Source organism: Bradyrhizobium sp. SZCCHNRI1029 (assembly GCF_032487555.1).
In the GTDB taxonomy this organism is placed as follows: Bacteria; Pseudomonadota; Alphaproteobacteria; order Rhizobiales; family Xanthobacteraceae; genus Bradyrhizobium.
Genome location: NZ_JAUEUK010000009.1, coordinates 382,036 through 407,305, shown reverse-complemented (window position 1 = coordinate 407,305; position 25,270 = coordinate 382,036). Strand labels below are relative to the sequence as shown.

The window sequence follows — 25,270 nt, the reverse complement described above, 5'->3', positions numbered from 1 at the left end:
ATTGCGACAATGCGCTTGCGCGCACTGCGCGTGATACCAGCATCGGGGTATCAGGACGCTGCGACTTCACGTCCGCGTATTGCCGTTCGTCCGCACGCTGGACAAGCATGCTGCGGCAACAGCGCGGCCATCGCATCCCCACCTCGCGTGTCGTGACGATCGCGCGCTACGCCCCTCTGCGGTGAGGCGGGATGCGCAACCAAAGCACGATTTTCGAAAAAACGAAAGAAGAAAATGCAGGCGCGCGATCGGTCGTCAAGAGCGCGTTGAACGAACTGAACAAAATCCAGACCGGCGCGTTGCGCGCGACACGCAAGCGGAGCCTCTGTGTAGATTCCCGGAAGCTCATGGCCCTGCTGATTTGCCCGACGTGCCGGCTCGGCCACACTCGCGGCATCGATGATGCTCAGCGCGGGCGCGCCGCCGCGCCCAGGATGTCCTGGGTGGCGCGCCCGAGCCGCCTGGCGGCATCGGCGAGATCCTTCGCCGCAAAGCCCGAATAGCCCAGGATGAAACCGTCGGGCCCGCGCTGCACGATCCGCGCATCCGACAACAGCCGGCATTCGATGCCGGCGCGGTCGCGGATCAGTTTCGCCGTGCCCTTCGGCGCTGCCGGCGGCAAGGTCGCCAGCAGATGCAGCCCTTGCGACGGCGCGGCCAGTTGCAGGCTGCCTTTGCCGTGCTTGGCGAGCGCCTCGGCGACGACATCGCGCGCCTGGCGGTAGCGCGGGCGCAGCCGCCGCATGTGGGCCGCGAGCACACCGTCGGCCATCAGGTCGGCCAGAGCGTCCTGCATGAAGGCCGGCGGAAACCGGTCCTGCGCCGCGCGCGCTGCGACGACCCGCGCGACCAGCGCCGGCGGCACCACGAGGTAGCCGAGCCGCAGTCCCGCGAACAGCGTCTTGCCGAAGGTGCCGAGATAGATGACGCGCTCGCCGCCGATGCCGGCCAACGCCGTCAGCGGCGGGCCTGCAAAGCGGTACTCGCTGTCGTAGTCGTCCTCGAAGATGTAGGCGTCCGCCCTGCGCGCCCAGTCGAGCAGCGCGATGCGCCGCGCCATGCTCATCGCAACACCGGTCGGAAACTGATGCGATGGCGTCACGTAGGCGGCCTTGGCCGCCATGTACGTCGTCTCGCCCGAGCTCACCACGATGCCTTCATCATCGACCGGCACCGGGACCAGCTTCGCGCCGGTCGTGCTCAACGTGTGGCGCGAGGCGACATAGCCGGGATCCTCGAACCAGACGGGATCGCCCGGCGCAAGCAACGCGTCGATGCACAGCCGCAGGCCGTGCTGGGTGCCGCTCACGATGAGAATGCAGCTTGGGTCGCAGCGGACGCCGCGATTGGCGGCAAGATAGTGCGCGACCTGGCTGCGCAGATGCAGGCTGCCGCGCGGATCGCCATAGCCGAGCTCGTCGGGCGCGGCGCGGGCGATGCGGCGCCGGCTGGCCGCGGCGAGTCGCCGCAAGAGCACGGGATCGACCAGCGTGCAGCCGAGCGCGAACGGCCGGCGCGGCGGAATGCGAACATCCAGCTCGGCGACCGGCGCGGCGACCGGCGCGGCGACCTGCGGTGCGGGCAGCCGTGCCGCGACATAGGTGCCGGCGCCGTGGCGCGCCTCGACCAGGCCGTCCGACAGCAGCGCTTCATAGGCTGCGACGATCGCGTTGCGGCGAACACCGAGCTGCTCGGCGAGCCCGCGCGTCGAAGGCAGACGAAGGCCGGGCGCGAGCAGGCCGTCGACGATGCCGGTGCGCAGCGCGCCGTGCACCTGCCGCGACTGGCTGCGGATGGTGCGGTCGAGCCGGATCGGCAGCGCCAGCACGTCGTCGCGGCGCCGCGAAGTGGTTGTCTGCTTTCGCATCGAAGTGGAACTCCCGGCAACCACTTTGCCATGGCATGACGTCGACGGAAACAGGAGACTGACGATGTCCGAGCAACAGATGCCGAGCTATCCCGTCGACGACACCAACCGGGTCAAGCGGCGGCATCAGCGCGCCCATTACGATCATGCGACCGTCCATGCCCTGCTCGACTCCGCAACGCTGTGCCACGTCTCCTATGTCATCGACGGCCAGCCCTATTGCACGCCGACGCTGTATTGGCGCGAGGCAACGACGCTGTATTGGCACGGCTCGAGCGCCAGCCGCATGTTGCGCAGCCTGTCCGAGGGACAGCCGGCCTGTCTCACCGTCACCCATCTCGACGGCCTGGTGCTGGCGCGCAGCGCCTTCCATCATTCCGCCGACTACCGCTCGGTGATGGCGTTCGGCCATGCCCGGCTGATCGAGGATCAGGCGGAGAAGGAGCGCGCGCTGGTGATGATGGTCGATCGGCTGTTTCCCGGCCGCACTGCGAGTCTGCGCCCGACCACCGAGCAGGAGCTCAAGGCCACGTCGGTCGTGACCATGGAGATCGAAAAGGCATCGGCGAAGATCCGCGCCGCGGGCGTCATCGACGATGAGGAGGACTACGCGCTGCCGATCTATGCCGAGCGCATTCCGGTGCACACCCTGATCGGGCCGCCGGAGCCCGATGGCCGATTGCCGCCGGGCGTCACCCGTCCCGCGACGCTGTCAGGTTTCAGCGCCGGGCGGCGGCTCGATGAGGCGCTGACGGAGGCGTATGCGACGAGCTATCCGGCGGGGTAATGCGCGTAGCTACCAAGCGATCCAGAGTGCCTTGCGCAGCCCTGGATCGCCTCGTCGCTACACTCCTCGCAATGACAATCAGAGCAGGCGTAGCGCCACACACTCTCCGTCATCGCCCGGCTCGACCGGGCGATCCCGTACGCCGAGACGGCTGTGATGGCATCGAAGGCAGCGGCGGACTGGATACCCCGCTTTGGCGGGGTATGACGATGGAAGCGCAAACGCGCTGGCTCCCCGGCCGTCATCGCGAGCGCCAGCGAAGCGATCCAGGGCCGCATGAAAGGTCTGATCGCTTCGCGCGCAATGACGACGGAACGAAGCCTGCCTACCGCTCGATCATCCTGTTCCAGCGCGTATTCCATTCCGGGCGCCTGGCGTTGATGACGTCCCAGTCGAGCGTGATCGCGCTCTTCATGTAGCCGTGGAAGGTCGCGAGCTTCTGCTCGGCCGCCGGCGTCGTGGCTTTCGCGGTGGTGTTGGACGGCACGATGTTGCCGGCGGCCAGCGCCTTGGCCTGCGCTTCCGGCGACAGCAGATAGGCGGCGAGCTTCTGCGCCAGCTCGGATTCGGAGTTGTTGGCGATGACGCATTCGGCGACCATCAGCACGACCGAGCCTTCCTTCGGCTGCGCATACTCGACCGGGATGCCCTTCTCCTTCAAGGTCGACACCGCGGTCGGCGTCAGCGGGAAGATCGCGGCCTCGCCGGTCTGCACCATCTCGGAGATCTTGGCCGAGTTCGGAATGTATTCGAGCACGTTCTTGCCGATCGTGTCGGGAAACGCCTTGAAGCCCGGCTCGACATTGGCCTCGCTGCCGCCGTTGATACGGTTGATCATCAGGAAGGCGTGCAGGCCGAAGGTCGAGACCGAGGCCGACTGGAACACGACCTTGTCCTTGAACTTGGGATCGGCGAGATCGAGCCAGGAGGTCGGCGCCGCCCAGCCCTTCTCGTCGAACAGCTTCTTGTTGTAGGCAAGGCCGGTCATGCCGATGTCGATGCCGGCGGCGATGTCGTCCTGGAGTCGCGCGAACGGCTCGAGCTGGCCGAGCGCCTCGCTCGGCTTCAGCTTCTCGCACAGACCAAGGCCGGCGGCGCGGATCATCACGCCGTCGTCGAGAAACATCACGTGCATCTGCGGCTTGTCCTTCGCCGCGATCGCCTTGGCGAGGATATCCGACGAGGTGCCGGGCACGACGACGATCTTGACGTCGTTGGCCTTCTCGAAGTCCGGAAACACCGCCTGCGTATAGGTGCGCTCGAAATTGCCGCCGTTCATGCCGACATAGAGCGTCCTGGTTTCGGCGTGCGCGGAGGCGGTGGCGAGCATCAGCGCGAGGGCTGAGCCGAGCGCGGCGCGAGCATCGATCATGGCGAGGTCTCCTTCGATCCTGTCGTCATTGCTGCTTGAGAGGCATCGCCCGGCTGCGATGCGGGTGAGAAACGAGTGATGGCGAAGGCCGCGATCGGCGTCGAGGTCTCGCCGTCGCGCACCAGCTCGGCCAGCACCTCGCCGACCCCCGGCGCGATCTGGAAGCCGGCGCCAGAGAAGCCGAAGGCGTGAATCAGTCCCGGCGTCGTCGCGCTCGGCCCGATCACCGGATTGCGGTCGGGCATCGTCGCCTCGGTGCCGCTCCAGAACCGGATCGCCTGGGCATGGCGCAGCGGGCCGAACAGCTCGCTGGCGCGCTGCATGATGGCAAGCATGCCGTCGCTGCGCGGGCGCGAATAGTCGGGATCGGCGAGCGGCGCGGCGCGCTCGCCGCCGACGACGACGTTGCCGCGCGTAACCTGCCGCGCGTAGATGCCGCCGCCCTCGATGCCGATGTTGACGCCGAGAAATAGATCGAGCGGCTCGGTCACGATCATCGACGGATAGGTGCGCTCCAGCGGCACGGGCTCGTCGAACGCGCGCGCCAAGCCGTCGGCCCAGGCGCCGGCGCTGTTGATCACGGTACGCGTCCTGATGGCGACGTCACCGGCTTCCAGGGCAAAACCCTCGAACGTCCTGGTGGCGCCCGTAACCTCCGTGTTCTCCAGCACCTCGGCGCCGGCGCGACGCGCCGCTGCGGCGAAGGCGGTGGCGACCAGCCGGGGATTGGCGTGGCCGTCGCCGGGACAGAACGAACCGCCCACGACGCCGCCCGCGATGCCGAAGCGCTCGTGCAGTTGATTGTGGCCGATCAGCTCGAGAGCGAGCCCGAACGGCGCGACCTCGGCGGCGTAGCGCTCCAGGCTCGCCATGTCCGCAGGCGTCCGCGCGAGCTTGAGATGGCCGGAGCGCAGGAACTCGCCGTCGATGCCGATGAGCTGCGCGAGCCGCGGCCAGATCGCATGCGCCCGCTGCGACAGCGGCAGTTGCTCGGGCGGGCGGCCCTGGCGGCGCACGCCGCCATAGTTCACGCCGCTCGCCTGCGCGCCGCAGAAGCCCTTGTCGAGCAGCGTGACGGAGAAGCCCATGCCGCGCAGCGCCAGCGCGGCGGAGCTGCCGACCAGCCCGCCGCCGACGATCGCGACATCGCAGTCAATGCGCCGGGTCATGCCGCCTCTCGTCGATGGAACGGCTGGTAGCCACCGGGATCGGCTTGATCGGCGCCTGCGCGCGCAGCCGGCCGACAGCGCCGATGTCGCGGCGCGTCTGCGCAGCCAAGAGCTCCGCGGCGACCGCGCCGCACATGCGGCCCTGGCAGCGGCCCATGCCGATGCGCGTCACCGCCTTCAGGCGATTGATCTCGGTGAGCGAGAAATCGCTGATCGCGCGCCGCGCCTCGCCGGCATCGATCTCCTCGCAGCGGCACAGCAGCGTGTCATCGGCGATGTCGCCCGCCCAATGCGATGGATAGGGAAAGGCGGCTTCGAGCCCATCGCGCAGGCGATCGATCCGCGCCAGCGCATGTTCGAGGGTGGCGGCGCGCACCGAATCATGCGGCAGGCCGCGATCCTCCAACAATGCCAGCGCGGCCCGCTCGCCGGCGGCTTCCGCGGCATCGGCGCCGGCGATGCGGGCGCCGTCGCCGGCGAGGTACACGCCCGCGATGCTGCTGCGGCCACCGGCGTCGCGAACCGGACGATGCGCGCGGTCGCGCGCATCGAAGCCAAAAGCGCAGCCGGCGAGATCAGCAGCCTGAGTCTCCGAGCGCAGACCGAGACCGTAGCCAACGCCGTCGCAGGCGATCGCGTGTTCGCGCCCGCCGGCCCGATAGACGATGCGCGCCACCCTGCTCTCGCCCTCGATCCGGAGCCGGGAGACGCCGAACCGCACGCGCGTGCCGCGCAGCGTCAACTCCAGCGCCATGCGCACCCCACGCAGCACGATGCCCGGCGCGAGCGGCAACGCGCGCAGCAGATTGAGCTTCGCAGACAAGGGCGCCGCGTCGAGCACGGCGGCAACGTCGACGCCGGCCTTCATGTATTGCCAGGCGACCAGATAGAGCAGCGGGCCGGAGCCGGCGAACACCACGCGCCGGCCGATCGCGCAGCCCTGCGCCTTCAGCGCGATTTGCGCGCCGCCGAGGGTGAATACGCCGGGCAAGGTCCAGCCGGGGATCGGCAGCACGCGATCGGTCGCGCCGGCCGCGAGGATGAGTCCATCATAATTGATGCGATGGCTGATGCCGTCGCGGAGAATGGCGGCCGCGCCGTCGCGCAGATTCCACAGCAGCGTGTTCGACTGATAGTCGATTGCGGTGCCGAGCGCCGCAAAGTCGTGATGCAGCCGCGCGGCCTTCGAAGCCTCCGAGCCGTAGCGCGCCGTGGCATCGCGGCCGTCGGGACTCAGCGGCTGGCGATAGATCTGGCCGCCGCAGGCGTGGCCTTCATCGACCACGATCGGCCGCAGGCCGGCCGCGACCAATGTCATCGCGGCGCGGATGCCGGCCGGGCCGGCGCCGACGATCAGGGGCGATGCGCGCTCAGCCATGGCCGCGCCCTCGTCGTGTGATGATGTCCATGCCTTCGGTAAGCGGCGTCGTGCAGGCGCGCAGCTGCTCACCGCTCGCGAGCTGCACCCGGCAGTCCTGGCACGCGCCCATCTGGCAGAAGCCGGCCCGTGGCGCGGCGGAAAACTCGCTGTAGCGAAGCCGGTCGACCTGGCAGAGCATGGCCGTCAGCACGGTGTCGCCGGCGCGGCCGTCGCAGGGCACGCCATCGATCGTGAAGGAGATGACGGCGCTGTCGTTGCGGACGAGGCGATGCAGCAACGGCATGGTATCAGCCTTGGCCCACGAGGATCTTGTCGAGGCCGAAGATGCGGTCGAGCAGCAGCATCGCCGCCGCCGTCACCGCGATCATCAGCGCCGATACGGCGGCCATCATCGGATCAATCGATTCGGTCGCGTACATGTACATGCGCACCGGCAGGGTGATCGTGGCGGGCGAGGTGATGAAGATCGACATCGTGAGCTCGTCGAAGGAGTTGATGAAGGCAAGCAGCCAGCCGCCGGTGATGCCGGGCAAAATCATCGGCACGGTGATGCGGCGGAACACGATCCAGCCGGAAGCGCCCAGGGTCACCGCCGCCTGCTCGGCGCTGAGGTCGAGGCCGGACAGGGCGGCCAGAACCAAGCGGAGCACATAAGGCGTGACGACGACAATGTGACCTGCGGTCAGCCACAGCAGGCTGCCGGTGGCGCCGAGCAGCGCGAACAGCCGCAGCAGCGCAACGCCGAGCACGAGATGCGGGATCATCAGGGGCGACAGGAACAGCGCGTTCAGCGCCGCGCGGCCGCGGAAGTCGTAGCGATCGAGCGCGAGGCCGGCGGCGACCGCGAGCACGACCGCAATCGTCGCGGCTGTTGCCGCAACCCACAGGCTGTTGAGGAAGGAGGCGACGAAATCCGGATGCGCGAACACGGCCGTGAACCAGCGCAGCGAGACCTGCGTGGTCGGCAATGTCAACGTGTTGGCCGGCGTGAACGCGACGAGGCAGATCACGATGAGCGGCGCCAGCACGAAGCCAGTGACGAGCGCATGAAAGACCAGGGCGATCGGACCGTTGTGGCGCATGCCGCTCACCCCAACATCCGCCTGGCGCGCGCCTCGACGACGCGCTGATAGGCCAGCATGATGACGAGATTGATCACCAGCACGAGAATCGCGATGGCGGCCCCCAGCGGCCAGTTCAGCTCGTGCATGTATTCGTCATAGACCAGCGTCGCCGCCATCTTCAGCCGCCGGCCGCCGAGCAGCGCGGGGATCGCGAAGGCCGAGGCCGAAAGTCCGAACACCACCAGGCTGCCCGACAGCAGCCCCATCGTCACCTGCGGCAGCACTACGCGGCGCAGCGCCGTGAAGCGCGAGGCGCCGAGCGTCCAGGCGGCGGCCTCGACCATCGGATCGAGCTTCTGCAGCGAGGTCCAGACCGGGATGACCATGAACGGCAGCATCACATGGACGAGCGCGATGACGATGGCCGTCTCGGTGTAGAGGATCCTGACCGTGCCGAGCCCGAGCGCACGGGAGGCCTCGTTGACGAGGCCCGTGGGGCCGAGCAGCATGCTCCAGCCAAAGGCGCGCACCACGACCGAAACCAGCAGCGGGCCGATGATCGCGAGCAGGAACGCCGAGCGCCAGGGCTCGCGCATGCGCGCCAGGATGTAGGCCTCGGGCGCGCCGATCACGGCGCAGATCAGCGTGGTCAGCGCGGCGAGCCGCAGCGTGCGCCAGAAGATATTGAGAAAGTAGCTGTCGGAGAGGATGCCGATGTAGTGCGCCAGCGTGGTCTCGTCCTTGACGCCGGTCGCGGCGTCATAGACGTGGAACGACAGCGCCAGGGTGAGCACGAGCGGCACGGCCACCAATGCGGTGAACAGCAGCGCGCCCGGCGCCGCCAGCAGCCATGGTGTCGTCGCGCGCGTGCCGCTCATGCCGACTGCGCTCCGTCGGGCTTCGACGCGCGTGCGCTGGCGCTGCTCCAGGCGAGACCGACCTGATCGCCCTCGCACGCCGGCTCCTCGCCCGCATTGGGCAGGGCGACGCCGATCAATCCGGCGGGCGTCTCCACGGTGAAGAACCAGCTGCTGCCGAGGAAGAAGCGCGCTTTGATGCGGCCATCGAGCACGCCGGCGCCGGGAGCTGTCAGGCCGATCTTCTCCGGCCGGATCGCGAGCACGGCGGCCGTGCCGTCGGTGAGGTCAGCCCCCTCGCACGGCAGCAGGCGCCCGCCGATCTCGACGCCCCCGTTGCGCCGCACGCCGGACAGCCGGTTCATCTTGCCGACGAAGGAGGAGATGAACGGCGTCACCGGATTTTCGTAGAGCCGATAGGGCGCGTCGATCTGCATGATGCGGCCCTGCTCCATCACCACCACGCGATCGCTCATCGACAGCGCCTCGCTCTGGTCGTGCGTCACCATGATCGTGGTGGTGCCGACGCGCTGCTGGATGCCGCGCAGCTCGAACTGCATCTCCTCGCGCAGCTTGGCGTCGAGATTGGACAAGGGCTCGTCGAGCAGCAGCACCGGCGGATCGATCACGAGCGCGCGCGCCACCGCGACGCGCTGACGCTGCCCGCCGGAGAGCTGGCGTGGATAGCGGTCGGCGAGCGCGGCGAGTTGCACCAGCGCCAGCGCCTGTTTGACGCGCGCCTCGCGCTCGGCCCTGATCACCTTGCGCATTTCGAGTCCGAAGGCGACGTTCTGCGCCACCGTCATGTGCGGAAACAGCGCGTAGCTCTGGAAGACGATGCCGAGGCTGCGGCGATCGGGCTTCTCGTGGGTGATGTCGCGACCGTCGAGCGTGATGCGCCCCGACGTCGGCTCGACCAGGCCGGCGATCATCTGCAGCGTCGTGGTCTTGCCGCAGCCGGAGGGGCCGAGCAGCGAGATGAACTCGCCCTTGGCGACGCTGAGTTTGACGTCGCTGACCGCAGCGACATCGCCGTAGAGCTTCGTCAAACCGTCCAGCGTCAGGAAACCCATGCGTCCTCGCGCGGGAGGCTTCCTGTCATCGCCAGGGATTGCCGCCCTGGGGCTCTTTCATGCCGGCAGGCAACGCAGACGGTCAATCATGTATTCCGATATCCTGAATTTATCTGTCTGGAATTCTGATATATGAAATCTATGCGACGAATTTGACTCCAACATTCACCAGATCAGATGACGACAGCCGACACCGATTCGTCCTCCAGCCTTCGCCGGGCCCTGAAGCTGCTGCGCATCCTCGCCGAGGGCGACCCCGACGGGCTGCGGCTGAAGGACATCGCGGAGACCGCGGGCTGCAGCCAGCCGACCGCGCATCGCATGCTGCAGGACCTCGCCGCCGAGGGTTTCGCCGAACAGGCGGCCGGCAAGCGCTATCGCCTGGCGCTCGACTTCTACGTGCTCGCCGCACGCGCCGGCCAAGCCAGCGGCCTGCGCGAGGCGGCGCGGCCGGCGCTGCTGCGGCTGTCGGCGACCTTGAGCGACACGATCTTCCTGCTGGTGCGCAACGGCTTCGATGCGGTCTGCCTCGACCGCGTCGAAGGACCGTTTCCGATCCGCTCCTTCACCGGCGACATCGGCGGCAAGGTGCCGCTCGGGCTTGGCCAGGGCAGCCTCGCGATTCTCGCCAACCTGCCCGAGGACGAGCAGGAGGCCGTGATCCGCTTCAACATCCCGCGCCTGCTCGATCGCGGCTTCCTCGACGAGGCCTCGCTGCGCAGTGCGCTGGCGCAGGCGCGCGCGCAAGGCTGGGTCAACACCAGCACCGGCCTCATTCCCGGCATGGCCGGCGTCGGCGTGCCCGTGCTCGACGCGCAGGGCCGCGCGGTGGCGGCGCTCAGCGTGGGCACGCTGGCGGAGCGGCTGAACGCGGACCGGCTGCCGCATGTGGTGAAGATCCTGCAGGGCGAGGCGCAGGTGCTGGCCGGCAAGCTCAACCCGTTCGACGTGGCTTTGCGCTATCCATCACGGAGCTTGAGCACGATCGGGGGAAGCTGATTCTTCTCTATCGCAACCACCGTCATTCCGGGGCAAGGCCGCAGGTCTTGAACCCGGAATCCCGAAGTTGTCTTGCGTTCGTTTCCAACAATCTCGAGATTCCGGGTTCAATCGCGCACACGCCGTCGCGTGTGCACGATTGCCCCGGAATGACGCCAAGTCCTTTCGCACGGTCCAACCGAGACAACCGCCTAGGTCACCCACTCCGCGCGGATGCCGCCCCTCGCTGCTCCGCGCTCGGGCTCTCGCCAGGAGAACGTGAACAACCCCATCGGCTCGACCTGTTCGAGCTCATCGCGGGCAATGTCGCGCGCGATCACGACGATGAAGGGCGCCGGCGGTTTCTCGGCCGTCAATTGCCGCGGCGGCGAGAACACCGTGCCGACGCTTTCGACCAGCAGCGGCCGCGGCGCCTCGTGGATCTTCACCAAGCCCTTGATCCGCAGCAGGCGCTCGCCGAGCCGACCCGCGACGTTGTCCAGCCAACTGGCGAGATCGGCATAGCCGATCTCATGGCGCGGCCGGACCAGGCAGAGCGCGAGGCGCGGATGCGCGGCGGCGAGATCAGGCGCGACGTCGCGCAGCGGCGGGGACGCCGTAAGCGGCGCAAAGGCCGCCGACACCACAGCGGCGCGATCCGCGTTGGCGACGGCCTTCGCGACTGGATTGAGCTGCGCGATCACCACCGGCGCATCGGTCAGCCCCTCCGGCGCAAGATCCGCCTTGGTTGCAATGATCCGATGTGCCGCGGCCCATTGGGCCGCGGCCTCCTCGAACGTCGCGACGTCCAGGCCGCGCGTGAGATCGTAGGTCGCGACGACGGCGACGCGCATGCGGTGCTCGGCCAAGGTCGCGAGCTGGCGCAGCACCGGTCCTGGCATCGACAGGCCCGAGGTCTCCAGGATGATCCGGCGCAACGGCGGCAGGCCGGCGGGCCGCGGCGCCATGATCAGGCGGTCGATGGTGAAGGCGAGATCGCTGCCGACCTGGCAGCAGACGCAGCCGTTCGACAGCATCGCCAGCGGCACGTCATCGCCGCTCTCGCGCAGCAGCACGCCATCGAGCCCGACCTCGCCGGCCTCGTTGACGATCACGGCCGTGTCGGACGCCGTCTCCGCGCTCAGCACATCGCGCAGCAGCGACGTCTTGCCCGAGCCGAGAAAGCCGGTGAGGACGAAGAAGTCGATGATGCCGACGCTCATGGCGCCGCGGCGTCCTTGTCTTTATCCTTGGCGGCGTATTTCTCCGGCACGTCGCTCTCCCAGCTCGCCTTGACGAGCTCGCGCACGTCGGCCAGCAGCTCCTCCGTGTCGTAGATGATGCCGTCCTTGATCGTGTATTTGAGGCCGCGGTGCCACTCGACCGCGTTGGTCGTGTCGTTGAAGCGCATCGCGCCGGTGCCATAGAGCAGCTTGAAATCGGTCAGCGGATTGTGGTCGTGCACCAGCATGTCGGCGCGCATGCCGATGTCGATGGTGCCGATCTCGTCCTGCAGCCCGCACAGCGCGGCGCCCTGCGAGGTCGCCGAGCGGATCACCTCCAGCGGATGGAAGCCCGCCTCCTGCAGCAGCTCCAGCTCACGGACATAGCCGAAGCCGAAGATCTGGTAGATGAAGCCGGAATCCGAGCCGGTGCAGACCCGGCCGCCGCGGTTCTTGTACTCGTTGATGAACGCCATCCAGCGCCGGTAGTTCTCCTTCCACTCGATCTCGTTCTGGGTCGACCAGCGATACCAGTACGAGCCGTGGCCGCCGCGCTGCGGCGTGAAGTAGTCCCACATCGACTTCCAGGTGTACTCCTTGTGCCAATAGGCCTGGCGCGCCCGCATCAGGTCGCGGTTGGCGTCGTAGATCGTGAAGGTCGGCACGAAGGTGAAACCGATCTCCAGGAACTGCTCCAGCACCTCGTTCCACTTGGCCGAGCCGGGCTCGGCGCCCTGCCTGAACATCTGCCCCGAGACCGAGAAGCGGAAATATTCATCGGTGTAGTTGTAGTCGAGCGGGAAGTTCTGGATCACGCGGTCTTCGAACAGCGCCTCCGGCAGGCCGTAATAATGCTCCGCGCTCGTCAGGCCCCACTTCGCCGTGGTCAGCGCATTCATGCGCGACACCGCCATCTGGGCGTGATGGCAGCCGGTGCGCAGGCCGATCTGTTTGCACTCGTCGAGCGCGGCTTCCATGATCGCGGGCGGCGCGCCGAAGAACTTGATGCCGTCGGCGCCGCGCTCCTTGACCTGACGCAGCCAGGTGCGCCCCTGCTCCGGCGTGTAGATCGTCTTGACCATGTCGTTGACGGCCGGGAAATAGGCATAGGCGAGCAGCCGCGGCGCGGCGATCGTGTTGTTCTCGGCGCGCTCTTTCTGGTCGAGCATCCAGGACAGCCCGTTCATCGAGCCCATCTCGCGCACCGTGGTGACGCCATGCGCCAGCCAGAGCTTGTAGACGTAGTCGACCGGCGGCACCCAGCCATTGGCGGAGTGATAGGCAACGCCGGCATGGGCGTGGCAGTCGACGAAGCCCGGCGTCACCCATTTTCCGCGACAGTCGATCTCGTGATCGGCCGGTTCGCCAGCGTTGCCGGCATAGCCATAGCCGACGATCTTCTTGATGCTGACGATGCGGCCGTTCTCGACGATGATGTCGACCGGCCCGATCGGCGGCGCCCCGGTGCCGTCGATGACAGTGGCGCTGCGCAGCGCCAGCCGCTTGAACGGCCCGATCCCGCGATCCCGCGTCGTCGCCTTCGGCACGATCGGCGCCGCGCCCTTGTTCCGGATGAAGGCGAGCTCATCGCCAGGGAGCATCTGTTCCGTCACGACGGCGTGTCCTCCATTTGAGACCGTAGGGTGGGCAAAGCGCAGCGTGCCCACCATGCGTCTGCTTTCTTCCAAGATGGTGGGCACAGCGCTGCGCGCCTTTGCCCACCCTACGCATCGTCTTCCCGTCATTGCGAGCGGAGCAAAGCAATCCAGGGCCAGGAAGCAAGTCTGGATTGCTTCGTCGCTGCGCTTCTCGCAATGACGGCGTCTACCGTCACCCCGCCCTGTACTTCCGCGCGAACGCCACGCTGCCGAACACCGTGAAGGCCATGGTCACCGCCAGCAGCATGAAGGCGAGGGCGGCGCCCATCGGCCAGTTGTTGCCGCGCACGAACTGGTCGTACACGGCAGGCGCCATCATCTTGAATCGCGGGCCGCCGAGAAGCACCGCCGTTGCATAGGTGTTCATGCACAAAACGAACACCAGGATCGAGCCGGCGGCGACGCCGGGACCCGACAGCGGCAGGATCACCCGCCAGAACACGCGCGCGCCTGAGGCGCCGAGATTGGCGGCGGCATATTCGAGGTCGCGGGGGATGCTCTCGATGACCGCGGACAGCGTCAGGATCATGTAGGGCAGCACGACGGCGATGATGCCGATGATGACCGCCTTGGTCGTGTACATGATCTCCAGCGGCGTGGAGATCAGGCCGAGCTTCATCAGAACCGTGTTGACGAGCCCGTCGCGCGCGAACAGCGCCATCCAGCCGGCCGAGCGCACGACATTGCCGACCAGCAGCGGAAACAGGGTCGCGATGACGACCAGGCTCTTCCAGCGGCTCTCCATGCGGCCGAGCCAATAGGCCGCCGGAAAGGCGAGAATCAGCGTGAGCAAAGTACACAGCAGCGCGATGCCCAGCGTGGCCAGGATGATCTGCTGGTAGTACGGATCGGTCGCGGCCTTGACGTAGTTGTCCGGCGACAGCGCCTGCACCATCAGCTGGGTCGGGCTGAACTGGTTGAGCGAGATCCGGAACATCAGGATCATCGGCCCGACCAGCAGCGCCAGGACCAGCAGACAGGCAGGAACGACCAGCAGCGCCATCGCGCGAGCTCCGATTGCAGATAAGCGGCGCATCGGCCGCGTGCTCCTGCGGCCGGTGCCGCAGGAGCGAGGTTTTGAGGCTCAGGCCTTGAACTCCTTGTTCCAGAAGTCGAGCGTGCGCTGCGCACGCCCGGCGGCGTAGGCATAATCCGGCTTCAGCAGCCGCGCGCGCTCGGCCTCGGTCAGGCTGACCTGCTTGGCGAGATCCTCCGGCAGCGGCGCATCGGTGACCGTCGGGACATAGCCCATCTTGTCGGCGAAGCCGCCTTGCGCCTTGGCGTCCAGCATCGCGTCGAGATAGGCGAAACCGCCGGCCTTGTTCTTGGCGTTCTTCGGCACCGCGGCCTGGAACACGATCGCCGGCGTGCCTTCCTTCGGCACGACATGGGCGAGCGGAATGCCGGACTTCTTCCACATGAAGCCGCGGGCAAGCCACATCGTGGTGATCCAGACCTCCTCCGACTTCAGCGCCGCCGCCAGCGCCTCGTTCGAAGGATAGATCTTCACGTCGAGCGAGCGCCATTCCATCAGCTTCTTCTCGGCCGGATCGAGATTGCTGACGCCGCCGCCGCCGGCGAGCGCCGCGGCCAGCGTGTTGTTGGGATAGAGGATGTCGGCGAGACCGATGCGGCCGCGCCATTTCGGATCCCACAGATCGGCGAAGGATTGCGGCGGCGTCTTCACCTGGTTGGTATTGTAGAGGATCACCTGCGCCGAATAGATGTGCGGGATCGCGATGTCGCTCTTGAGCTCCGGGAACACCTTGTCGAGCCGCTTCACCTGGGCTGCATCGACCTTTTCGAACACGTCCGACTGCGACACGATGTAGGTATCGTTGTCGGACAGGCACGACACGTCCATCGAGCCGCGGCGACTCTGCCGCTCGGCCAGCAGCTTGGTCTTGCGCGGATCGGCGTTGGCGACGTCCTGCACGATCTCGAACCCCTTCGGCGTCATGATCGGCTTATCGATGATGTCGGAGAGCAACTGACCGTAGTCGCCGCCCCAGGTGCCGACCACGACCTGTCCGCCTTCGGCGCGGGCAGTGGGCATGCCGGAGGCCAGCGCGGCGACGCCGGCGCTGGCGGAGAGAAAATGTCGTCGCGAAATCATGGGAGAACCTCTCGCTGTGGATGGATGCGTTACGAAGATGTCTGCGGCACGAGACGCGGGACCTTGCGGTCCCACTGCAGGGACACGGGATCGTTCGGTTTGAGTGTTGCCAGCGGCTCGCTCGCGTCGGGCGTTGGCCTGACGGCCACCAGCGTCTCGTCGCCGATCGCCACCACATATTCGCTCTGCGCGCCCATATAGGTGATCGCCAGCACGCGGCCGCGCACCTCGCCGGACTCGCCGGCCACCACTGCAATGCGTTCAGGCCGCAGCGCGAAGGCATCGGCATCACCGCGCTCGCCGCTGGCGACATCGACCGGCAGCAGCAGGCCAGCGCTGGTACGGAAGTTATTGGCGTCCGCACGCCGGCCGGCCAGGATGTTGCAACGGCCGACGAAGTCGGCGACGAAGGCATCCCTGGGCGAATCATACAGCTCCTGCGGTGTGCCGATCTGGCGGACGCGGCCGCCCTCCATGACCACGAGGCGGTCGGCCATCGTCAGCGCCTCCTCGCGGTCGTGCGTCACCATCAAGGTGGTCAGGCCGAGCCGCTGCTGCAGCGCGCGGATCTCGAGCCGCACCTCGGCGCGCAGCTTGGCATCGAGGTTGGACAACGGCTCGTCGAGCAGGAAGATGCGCGGATTGATCACCAGCGCCCGTGCCAGCGCGACGCGCTGCTGCTGGCCGCCCGACAATTGCCGCGGCAGCCGGTCGGCGAGATGCGACAGCCGCACCAGCCTGAGCGCCTCCTCGATCTTCGTCTTGCGCTCGGCCGCACTGATGCCGCGCATCTCCAGGCCAAAGCCGACATTGTCGGCCGCGCTCATGTGCGGAAACAGCGCGTAGGACTGGAACACCATGCCGGTCGCACGCTTGTAGGCCGGCAGATGCGTAACGTCCTCGCGGTCGAACAGCACGCGGCCACTGGTCGGCGGCAGGAAGCCGGCGACCATGCGCAAGGTCGTCGTCTTGCCGCAGCCGGAGGGTCCGAGCAGCGCGACCAGCTCGCCCTCGCCGACGGCGAGATCGAGCCCCTCCACGCCGATCGACGTGCCGAAGCGCTTGGTCAGCTTCTCCAGGGTGAGCTGCGCCATCACACCACCCGCGACAGCTTGACGAAGCGGTCGGTCGCCACCATCAGAATGCCAACCAGCGCGATCTGCACAGTGGCGACCGCGGCGAGCGTCGGATCGATGCGGAATTCGAGGTAGTTCAGCATCGCAACCGGCAAGGTGATCCGGCCGGGACCGACCAGCAGCATCGACAGATCGAGATTCTCGAAGCTCTGGATGAACGAGAACATCGCCGCCGCGACGATGCCGGAGCGCATCATCGGCAGGGTGATACGGCGGAACACCGTGAACGGGCTGGCGCCGAGATTGGCGGCGGCCTCCTCGGCGGCACGGTCGAGCCCCTGCAGGCTGGCGACCACGAGCCGCACCGTCCACGGAATCGCCAGCAGCGTATGCGCGGCGACGAGGCCTTCCGTGGTTGCCTTGATGTCGCGGTCGAGCAGGTCCTCGGCGAGCACATAGAACATGTAGAGGCCGGAGCCGGCGACGACGCCGGGCACGGCCAGCGGCGCCAGCAGGAACGACGACAGCGCCTGGCGGCCACGGAACTCGCCCCGCACGATGGCAAGCGCCGCCGCAGTGCCAATGGGCACGCCGATCGCGGTCGCGAGCAGCGCGACCTGGAAGCTGGTCACGAGGCCACGCAGAAATTCCGGCTTGCTCAGCGCGTTCGCGTACCATTTCAGCGACAGGCCCGGCGGCGGAAAGCTCACGATCTCCTGCGCGAAGAAGCTGGTCACGACGATCATGACGACGGGCGCGAAGATGATTGCGTAGGCGACGACGATCAGTGTCCGCACTGCGAATTGGCCGAGTGATATTTGTCCCGTAAAACGGAACAGCATTGCAGACACCTCAACAAACAGATCAGCGACTTGTGCAGCGGCATCGTAGTCGGCAGCTCCGCTGCCGCCAAGCCTGTGCCACGAGTTATCGCAATGCACATTCGCATGGGCGCAGCGACGCGGCGATCCTGACGCGTGATGCGGCGGCAGCGCCATCTTGGCGCTAGCCCCGTGCGCACGTGAAACCGTCGCCGGCGCGCTCGATTTCCGACTTTCGGAATCTTCGAGGACCGAGCAGGCGGACTTGACGCCTGCGCGACGGTCCGTCGCAACGGCGCGGATTTGAGCAATGCGTGCTCAATTCTTGCACCGGCACGATCCAATATTTTGTGCGCCCACGGACAAGCCATCCGCGCAGGCCCGCACCTAAGCTTGCCTTCGAGCTTGGACCGGGGCGACGGCACCAATGCACCGCCGGACCAGCGCGACATCATCGTTCGAAGGAGCTGGCAACATGCAGACGAGGCTATTCACTGGAGCGCGGCGGGCGTGGCTTGCCGCGCTCGGCGCCATCATCGCGGCGGGACTTCTCGCCCCCATCGACGCGCAGGCGGCGACGCCCGCGGGCTGCGCGGCGCTGAAGGAGAAATATCCGGACTGGAAGGGCAAGACGCTGGTCAACGCGATCAATCCGCACACGCCGGGCTATGAGTCGATCGACCCGAAAGACCCGAGCAAATATGTCGGCTTCGACATCGATCTCGGCGAGGCCATCGGCGACTGTCTCGGCTTCAAGCTGACCTACAAGCCGGTGACCTTCGCCGCGCTGCTGACGACCTTGGCGAGCGGCCAGGCCGACATCGTCATCTCCGACATCTACGCCACCAAGGAGCGCGCCAAGGCCGCCGACTTCATCACCTACTCCAAGGTGTTCGACGGCGTGCTGGTCGCCAAGGGCAACCCGAAGGGCATCAACGGCATCAACCTGTCGATGTGCGGCGCGGCCGCGGCCGAGAACACCGGCTACGTCGAGGTGCCGCTGATCCAGGATCTCGCGCCGAAATGCAAGGAAGCCGGAAAGCCTGAGCCGACGATCCAGCTCTACGACAACAACGCCAACTGTATCCAAGCCATCCTGGCCGGGCGCGCCGACACCTATGTCAACGACGTCAACACGGTCGACCAGGCGGTGAAGGCCTATCCGGACAAGCTCGAAAAGGCGATCGCGGTCACCATCCCCTATTCGGTCGGCATCGCCGTTCCCAAGGACAAGCCGAAGTTCCGCGACGCCGTCATGGCCGCGCTGATCGAGGTGCAGAAGGAAGGCATCCATCAGGAGCTGCTGAAGAAGTGGCAGCTCGATCCGGCGAACTTCAAGGAGCCGGATATTCTCACGGCGGACTAATGCCTCGTAATCGTCTCAAGGCGGAACCGCGGCCGCGCGCGCGCTGCGCTCCCCTCCCCCCGCGCGAAGCGGAGCTTCGCTAGGCGGGGAGGGGTCGGGGTGGGGTCCACACGATGACTCTTTGCTGGGTACCCCCCTCCCCACCCCTGCCCCACAAGGGGGGAGGGAGCGCACCAGTTACTTGGCGACTCGTGCGCGAGGCAACTTCGTAGGGCGGGCAAAGCGAAGCGTGCCCACCGTATTTCTTCCCGAACACCACGGTGGACACGGCGCGTCGCGCCTTTGCCCACCCTACGCATCCAGCAGGCCGCCCCCTCATGTCCCTCTTCCTGCACTATCTCAGCATGCCGTACATGATACAGGGCATCGAGCTGACCCTGCAGGTCACCGCGCTCGGCCTGATCGGCGGACTAATCCTCGGCCTCGTCCTCGCGGCCATGCAGCTCAGCCGGTTCTGGCTGCTGGCGGCGATCGCACGCGGCTACACCGTGATCTTCCGCGGCACACCCCTGATCCTGCAGATGGTGTTCGCCTACGACGCGCTGCCGCATATCGGCATCAAGCTGCCGGCGGTGCTGGCGGCGGGCCTCGCACTCGCCTGCAACGAGGCGCCGTTCATCGCCGAGATGCTGCGCTCCGGCGTGCTCGGCGTCGATCGCGGCCAGCTCCTGGCCGGCCAGGCGCTCGGCATGACGCCATCAGTGCTGATGCGCCGCATCATCGCGCCGCAGGCGATCCGCACCATGATCCCCGCCTTCGGCAACGAGGCGGTGAGCGCGCTGAAGAACTCTTCGCTCGCCTCCGTCATCGCGGTGCAGGAATTGACCTTGCGTTCGACGCAGCTCGCGTCGTCCACCTTCGACTTCTTCTCGATCTTCTTCGCCTCGGGTCTCATCTATCTCGTGCTGACCGGCGCGATCAGCGTCATCCAGCTCGCGCTGGAATGGCTGCTCGATCTCGACCGCACGGCGAAGCAGCGCAAGCTGGCGGACTACCTTGCGCTATTGCTACCTTGGCGCCGCATCGGCCACGCGACGAAGCTGGAACTCGCCGAGAAAACAGCCCCTGCCATCGAGGCCGCGCCGCCGGAGCCCGCCGAACTGAAAGAAACGCCGCGGCTAGCGCTGTCGATCGAGGATCGCGCCAGGCGCGCGGCGACGGTCGCCCGCAACAATGTCGCCGTCGAGGTCACCGGGCTGCGCAAGGCCTATGACGGCCACACCGTGCTCGACGGGCTCGATCTCACCGTGCGCATCGGCGAGGTGATCGCGCTGCTCGGCCCCTCAGGCTCCGGCAAGAGCACGCTGCTCCGCTGCATCAATCACCTGGAGAACTGGGATTCCGGTGAGATCCGCGTCGGCGGCCGCAAGCTCGGCTTTGACGAGGCCGGCCGCAAGCTGTCGCCGCGCGCGATCGCCAATGAGCGCGCCAACGTCGGCGTCGGCATGGTGTTCCAGCAGTTCAACCTGTTCGGCCATCTCACCGCGAAGGAAAATGTCGCAGGTCCCTTGCGCTGGGTGCACGGCCTGGGCCGCTTCGAGGCCGAGCGCCGCGCGGCGGAGCTGCTCGACCGCGTCGGCCTGTCGCATCGCGCCGATGCGCTGCCGCGCCATCTGTCCGGAGGCCAGCAGCAGCGCGTGGCGATTGCCCGCGCGCTGGCGCCGAACCCGAGCGTGCTGCTGCTGGACGAGCCGACCTCAGCGCTCGATCCCGAGCTCGTGGGCGAGGTGTTGGAGGTGATCCGCCGGCTCGCCATCGACGATGGGCTCACCATGATCATTTCCACGCATCAGATCCGCTTCGCCGACGAGGTCGCCGACCGCGTCGCCTTCCTCAACGGCGGCGTCATTCTCGAGCAGGGTCCGGCGCACGAGGTGCTCTCCAATCCGCGTCACCCGCTGACCGCGCGCTTCCTCTCGGTGATGGACGCCGAGCGGCCGAAGGACGCGGTCGCATGAGTTCATCCTTCACGTCAACATCAACGATCTCGCGTCCGATCTTTCATGAGGCCCTTGCATGAAGCACCATCTGCTGCCGGTGTCCCCGAAGACCATCCATTGGGGATATTTTTCCAAGGTGGTGACACCGGCTCTCACCTTGCGCTCCGGCGACCGCGCCACGATCGAGACGCTGACGCATCACGCCAACGACGACTACGAGCGCATGATCAAGGACGATCCCGGCGCCGAGAGCGTGTTCAAGTGGACGAGGGAGCACAAGGCCGTCGCGCGGCGCGGCTCCGGCCCGACCGAAGGCCCGTTCATCCGCGGCTCCGGCGAGGGCATCGGCGTGCATCTGCTCACCGGCCCGGTTGCGATCGAGAGCGCCGAGCCCGGCGACGTGCTGGAGGTGCGCATCCTCGACATCAGGCCGCGGCCGAGCCAGTGCGGCTGCCATGCCGGCAGATGCTTCGGCTCCAACGCCGCCGCCAATTGGGGCTTTCACTATCACGACCTGATCGAGGAGCCGAAGCCGCGCGAGGTCATCACCATCTACGAGCTGGACACCGCGGGGGAGCCGTTCGCCAGGGCGGTCTACAACTACGTCTGGACGCCGCAGACCGACCCCGACGGCATCGTGCATCCGACCATCGACTATCCCGGCGTGCCGGTCGACCACGCGACGATCAGGAAGCGCGAGAACATCATGCCGGGCATCAAGGTGCCGGCGCGGCTGCATTTTGGCACGATGGGGCTCGCGCCATCGGAAGCCGACTACGTGTCCTCGATCCCGCCGAGCTACACCGGCGGCAACATCGACGACTGGCGCATCGGCAAGGGCGCGCGGATGTACTATCCGGTCGCCGTGCCCGGCGCCTATTTCTCGGTCGGCGATCCTCATGCCGCGCAAGGTGACAGCGAGCTCGGCGGCACCGCGATCGAGACCTCGCTCACCGGCGACTTCGAGTTCATCCTGCACAAGAAGAACGATCTCGGCGGCACCCAGCTCGAAGGCCTCACACATCCGCTGCTCGAGACCAACGACGCCTGGTCGGTCTACGGCTTCACCTATCCGAACTATCTCGCCGAACTCGGCGCCAATGCGCAGACCGAGATCGCCAACCATTCCAGCCTCGACCGCGCCATGCGCGACGCCTTCCGCAAGCTGCGCCGCTTCCTGATGACGGTGCATCATCTCAGCGAGGACGAGGCGATCTCGCTGTTGTCGGTCGGCGCCGATTTCGGCGTCACCCAGGTGGTGGACGCCAATTGGGGCGTGCATGGCACGATCCGCAAGAACGTGTTCCGGTGTGAGTGAGGTCGACGTCGGGCACCCTCTCGCCCAGCGCAAGGTGCGCTCCCTCCCCCGCTTGCGGGGGAGGGTCGGGCGCCCCAAGCGACACCGCCGCTGTGGACCCCCACCCCTAACCCCTCCCCGCAAGGGGGAGGGGAACAGACCGCGCGCGCGGCGACAGCCCCAGCGACAACGACACCAGGAGCCGACGACTGACGCGCACCGAAACGCCGATGCCAAAACGACAAACGGTCAAGCTCATCTGGCACGGGGGTTGCTTCGCGTTCCCGGACCCGGGGCGTGCCATGAGTTTTCGTCCGTTCACCAGCGAATCCTATGCAAGGGACGAACGCCCTGAAGCGTGGCGCGACGTGCTGAATGCGATCGGGCTGCAGCCCGCGGCGAAGACGCCATTCTATGATGGCCATGCCACCGCCTCGCATCGCCATGCGCCGGGCATCGCGCTCTCGCGGCTGTCGGCCGGCGCGCAGGTGGTCACTGCGGTTCCGCAGCCCCACGAAGACCTGCCGATCGTGCTGCTGGCGATCGAGGACGGCGCCGTGCTCCGGAGCGGCGACAGCCACCGCATCGTGCCCGCGGGGCATCTGATGCTGCTGCCGCGCACGGGAGACTGGGGGATCGCCTTCCAGCGCGACCTGCGCGCGATCGTGCTGTCGGTGACGGCGGACGCCCTGCATGGCCGCATCAGCGGCAAGCTGAAATTGGCCAGGCCCCAGGTGATCGCGCCGAGCGGTCTTGCCGACGTGGTCTGCCGCACCATCGAGGCGACCGCGCGGGCGCTCGAAACCCTCAGCGATGCCGAATGGAGCACGGTCGCACAGAGCCTGGTCGATCTGCTGCTGACGCTCGCCCATCAACAAGCGGTGCCGGCAACGGAGGCCGGCAGCAGCGCGACGCAGGCCGCGATCCTTCACCGGATCTGCCAGACCATCGAGCGGCGGCTCGACGATGCCGAACTGACGCCGGCGCGGGTGGCCCAGGCCGAAGGCATCTCAGAGCGCTATCTGCAGAAATTGTTCGAAGGCGCTGGTGATAATTTCAGTCACTACGTGAGGGAACGGCGGCTGCAGCGGGCCTGGACCGACCTGTCCAATCCGGCCGAAGCCAACCATTCGATCTCGGAGATCGCCTATCGCTACGGCTTCGCCGATTCGGCACATTTCAGCCGCAGCTTCCGCGCCCGCTTCGGCCTGTCGCCGCGCGAGTTCCGGCAGCAGAAGGCCGAGCAGGCGATCACGTCGGCGACTCCGCGCGGCCAGCGCGGCTGGCCGCAGGATGCGCTGGCGCAGCAGCGCGTCTGCGAGAGGCCGGCGTCAACCAGGAGCGACATCGCCCTACCCGCGCCGGCCAACGACCAGGATGCGCGGCGGCATCACCATCATCTCGCGGTGTCGGCCGAACGGGTGCATTGGGGCTATTTCAGCCGCTCGCTGCCGCCGCAGATCGAAATCGCATCCGGCGACACGATCACGGTGGAGACGCTGACCCAGCATGCCTCCGATGATCCCGAGCTGATGATCGCAGGCGATGCCGCTGCGCTCAGCGTGTTCGGCTGGACCAAGGCCAAGAAGAACGTCGACCGCCGCGGCGCCGGTCCGATGGACGCCAGCGTGTTCGGCCGCGGCGCCGGCGAAGGCTTTGGCGTCCACATCTGCACCGGCCCGGTCGCGATCAAGGACGCGCAGCCCGGCGACGTGCTCGAAGTTCGCATCCTCGACATCGTGCCGCGGCCAAGCAAGAGCAGGACGCATGAAGGCCGTGTGTTCGGCTCCAGCGTCGCGGCGTGGTGGGGCTATCACTACAACGAACTGATTGCAGCACCGGCGCCGCGCGAGGCGGTGACGATCTACGAGATCTTTGCCGGCGATCCCGAGCCGCATGCGCGCGCGCTCTATTCCTACCGCTGGGAGCCGCAGACCGATCCGGCCGGAGTCGTCCACGCGACCTACGACTATCCCGGTGTGCCGGTGGCGCCCGGCAGCATCAAGCGCCGCCACGGCGTGCTCGACAACATCCGCATTCCGCTGCGGCCGCATTTCGGCGTGATCGCGGTGGCGCCGCGCGAGGTCGACTTCGTCGATTCGATTCCGCCGTCCTATTTCGGCGGCAATCTCGACAATTGGCGGCTAGGCAAGGGCGCGACCGTGTATCTCCCCGTCGCGGTTCCCGGCGCGCTGCTGTCGGTCGGCGACCCCCACGCCACGCAAGGCGACGGCGAGCTCGGCGGCACGGCGATTGAATGCTCGATGACTGGCACGTTCCAGGTCATCCTGCACAAGAAGGCGCAGCTCGCGGGGAAGCCGTTCGCCGATCTCTCTTACCCGCTGATCGAGACCGCGACCGACTGGGTGCTGACCGGCTTCAGCCACCCGAACTATCTCGCCGAGTTCGGCGCGCAAGGCCAAAGCGAGGTCTACGCGACCTCCTCGCTCGACCTCGCGATGAAGGATGCCTTCCGCAAGATGCGCCGCTTCCTGATGCACATCAAAGGCCTCAGCGAGGACGAGGCGGTCGCGCTGATGTCGGCGGCGGTGGACTTCGGCGTCACGCAGGTCGTCGACGGCAATTGGGGCGTGCACGCGATCCTGAGCAAGCGGCTGTTCGAGGATGCGGGCTGACTCTCGATCCAATCGCCGCGTCCCGGAATTCCGTCATTGCGAGCGAAGCGACTTGTCCGCCGAAGCTCGAAGAGCGAAGGCGGAAGCAATCCAGGGCGTCACGCTCGGCCCTGGATTGCTTCGTCGCTTCGCTCCTCGCAATGACGACGGTTGTTGTGTTTCGAGCGAGCCCCGAACAAAGGACCATCCCTATGCAGTTCCACATGATCTCCGGTGCGACCAGGCCGGTGGCGCCGTTCAGCCACGCGGTCGAAACCGACGGCTTCGTGTTCGTCACCGGCCAGATGCCGGACTCGCCGGAGGCGCCGGGCGTGCTGCCGGAGGGGATCGTGAATCAGACGAAGGCGGTGATGCAGAACTTGAAGTACATCCTCCAAGGTCTCAACCTTGGCCTCGAACATATTGTGATGTCTAGGATTTACCTGACCGAGTTCAAGCGCGATTACGCGGCGATGAATGAAACCTATCGTTCATTCTTCCCGCCGGACCGGCTGCCGGCCCGCACCTGCGTCGGCGTCACCGGTCTTGCCTATGACGCGCTGATCGAGATCGATCTGGTCTGCCGAAGACCATAGTACCCATTGGTAAA

General features: G+C 67.1%; 21 protein-coding genes and 1 pseudogene. 8 read left to right on the top strand and 14 right to left on the bottom strand.

All coding sequences use genetic code 11. The features are described from left to right. Positions 1-185 (top strand): annotated as a pseudogene (locus QW861_RS25990) (hypothetical protein); the annotation flags it as partial. A gap of 221 nt (positions 186-406) precedes the next feature. Here the strand turns inward: QW861_RS25990 and QW861_RS25985 are convergent. After that, the gene (locus QW861_RS25985) at positions 407-1,867 is read right to left on the bottom strand and encodes a PLP-dependent aminotransferase family protein (protein ID WP_316193659.1); all 1,461 of its coding nucleotides are present in this window, start codon (positions 1,865-1,867) and stop codon (positions 407-409) included. Positions 1,868-1,931: 64 nt separating this feature from the next. On the opposite strand from QW861_RS25985, the gene QW861_RS25980 reads away from it, so the two are divergent. Continuing rightward, positions 1,932-2,654: a pyridoxamine 5'-phosphate oxidase family protein gene (locus QW861_RS25980; RefSeq protein ID WP_315754381.1), complete on the top strand. Its 723-nt coding sequence runs from the start codon at positions 1,932-1,934 to the stop codon at positions 2,652-2,654. Between the two features lie 325 nt (positions 2,655-2,979). Here the strand turns inward: QW861_RS25980 and QW861_RS25975 are convergent, their stop codons facing one another. From QW861_RS25975 to QW861_RS25945, 7 genes are read right to left on the bottom strand one after another with little or no spacing between them, the layout of a single operon-like run. Then, complete coding sequence (locus tag QW861_RS25975; protein ID WP_316193658.1) at positions 2,980-4,026, bottom strand: ABC transporter substrate-binding protein; 1,047 nt, start codon at positions 4,024-4,026, stop codon at positions 2,980-2,982. Continuing rightward, entirely contained in the window at positions 4,023-5,195 is a 1,173-nt protein-coding gene (locus tag QW861_RS25970) for an FAD-dependent oxidoreductase (protein WP_316193657.1), read from the bottom strand. Before QW861_RS25970 ends, QW861_RS25975 begins: the two co-directional genes overlap by 4 nt. Further along, positions 5,179-6,573 (bottom strand): FAD/NAD(P)-binding oxidoreductase, encoded by a 1,395-nt coding sequence (locus QW861_RS25965; protein ID WP_316193656.1) that lies wholly within the window; start codon positions 6,571-6,573, stop codon positions 5,179-5,181. The genes QW861_RS25970 and QW861_RS25965 overlap by 17 nt, the downstream gene beginning before the upstream one ends. Continuing rightward, positions 6,566-6,859 carry a (2Fe-2S)-binding protein gene (locus tag QW861_RS25960; protein ID WP_316193654.1) on the bottom strand — a complete coding sequence of 98 codons (294 nt, stop codon included), beginning with the start codon at positions 6,857-6,859 and terminating at the stop codon, positions 6,566-6,568. Before QW861_RS25960 ends, QW861_RS25965 begins: the two co-directional genes overlap by 8 nt. Positions 6,860-6,863: 4 nt before the next feature. Further along, positions 6,864-7,658, bottom strand: coding sequence for an ABC transporter permease (locus QW861_RS25955; protein WP_316193652.1), 795 nt, complete (start codon positions 7,656-7,658; stop codon positions 6,864-6,866). A 5-nt stretch (positions 7,659-7,663) separates the two neighbouring features. Then, positions 7,664-8,518: an ABC transporter permease gene (locus QW861_RS25950; RefSeq protein WP_316193651.1), complete on the bottom strand. Its 855-nt coding sequence runs from the start codon at positions 8,516-8,518 to the stop codon at positions 7,664-7,666. Beyond that, positions 8,515-9,570, bottom strand: a complete 1,056-nt coding sequence (locus QW861_RS25945; RefSeq protein WP_316193650.1) for an ABC transporter ATP-binding protein — start codon at positions 9,568-9,570, stop codon at positions 8,515-8,517. Before QW861_RS25945 ends, QW861_RS25950 begins: the two co-directional genes overlap by 4 nt. A 177-nt stretch (positions 9,571-9,747) precedes the next feature. Here QW861_RS25945 and QW861_RS25940 point away from each other — a divergent pair, with 177 nt between their 5' ends. Further along, entirely contained in the window at positions 9,748-10,569 is an 822-nt protein-coding gene (locus QW861_RS25940; protein WP_316193649.1) for an IclR family transcriptional regulator, read from the top strand. 191 nt (positions 10,570-10,760) lie between these two features. Here the strand turns inward: QW861_RS25940 and QW861_RS25935 are convergent, their stop codons facing one another. The 6 genes from QW861_RS25935 to QW861_RS25910 all read right to left on the bottom strand — a co-directional run bounded on the left by QW861_RS25935 (position 10,761) and on the right by QW861_RS25910 (position 17,463). Next, on the bottom strand, positions 10,761-11,771 hold the full coding sequence (locus QW861_RS25935; protein WP_316193648.1) for a CobW family GTP-binding protein: 1,011 nt from the start codon (positions 11,769-11,771) through the stop codon (positions 10,761-10,763). Continuing rightward, on the bottom strand, positions 11,768-13,372 hold the full coding sequence (locus QW861_RS25930; protein WP_410052334.1) for an amidohydrolase family protein: 1,605 nt from the start codon (positions 13,370-13,372) through the stop codon (positions 11,768-11,770). Before QW861_RS25930 ends, QW861_RS25935 begins: the two co-directional genes overlap by 4 nt. A gap of 229 nt (positions 13,373-13,601) precedes the next feature. Beyond that, entirely contained in the window at positions 13,602-14,432 is an 831-nt protein-coding gene (locus QW861_RS25925) for an ABC transporter permease (RefSeq protein WP_316193645.1), read from the bottom strand. An 81-nt stretch (positions 14,433-14,513) separates the two neighbouring features. Further along, positions 14,514-15,545 carry a PotD/PotF family extracellular solute-binding protein gene (locus tag QW861_RS25920; protein ID WP_315754406.1) on the bottom strand — a complete coding sequence of 344 codons (1,032 nt, stop codon included), beginning with the start codon at positions 15,543-15,545 and terminating at the stop codon, positions 14,514-14,516. Positions 15,546-15,574: 29 nt separating this feature from the next. After that, the gene (locus tag QW861_RS25915) at positions 15,575-16,639 is read right to left on the bottom strand and encodes an ABC transporter ATP-binding protein (RefSeq protein ID WP_315713573.1); all 1,065 of its coding nucleotides are present in this window, start codon (positions 16,637-16,639) and stop codon (positions 15,575-15,577) included. Beyond that, the gene (locus QW861_RS25910) at positions 16,639-17,463 is read right to left on the bottom strand and encodes an ABC transporter permease (protein ID WP_316193644.1); all 825 of its coding nucleotides are present in this window, start codon (positions 17,461-17,463) and stop codon (positions 16,639-16,641) included. The genes QW861_RS25915 and QW861_RS25910 overlap by 1 nt, the downstream gene beginning before the upstream one ends. Before the next feature lie 454 nt (positions 17,464-17,917). Between QW861_RS25910 and QW861_RS25905 the strand changes: the two genes are divergently transcribed. From QW861_RS25905 to QW861_RS25885, 5 genes are all read left to right on the top strand, one after another. Beyond that, complete coding sequence (locus QW861_RS25905) at positions 17,918-18,808, top strand: ABC transporter substrate-binding protein (protein ID WP_315713575.1); 891 nt, start codon at positions 17,918-17,920, stop codon at positions 18,806-18,808. Positions 18,809-19,125: 317 nt separating this feature from the next. After that, positions 19,126-20,766, top strand: coding sequence for an amino acid ABC transporter permease/ATP-binding protein (locus QW861_RS25900; protein WP_316193643.1), 1,641 nt, complete (start codon positions 19,126-19,128; stop codon positions 20,764-20,766). 58 nt (positions 20,767-20,824) lie between these two features. Beyond that, positions 20,825-22,066 (top strand): acetamidase/formamidase family protein, encoded by a 1,242-nt coding sequence (locus tag QW861_RS25895; protein ID WP_315713577.1) that lies wholly within the window; start codon positions 20,825-20,827, stop codon positions 22,064-22,066. Between the two features lie 281 nt (positions 22,067-22,347). After that, complete coding sequence (locus tag QW861_RS25890; RefSeq protein WP_316193642.1) at positions 22,348-24,681, top strand: acetamidase/formamidase family protein; 2,334 nt, start codon at positions 22,348-22,350, stop codon at positions 24,679-24,681. A 191-nt stretch (positions 24,682-24,872) separates the two neighbouring features. Then, positions 24,873-25,256 carry a RidA family protein gene (locus tag QW861_RS25885; RefSeq protein WP_316165848.1) on the top strand — a complete coding sequence of 128 codons (384 nt, stop codon included), beginning with the start codon at positions 24,873-24,875 and terminating at the stop codon, positions 25,254-25,256. The last annotated feature ends 14 nt before the right edge of the window (positions 25,257-25,270 follow it).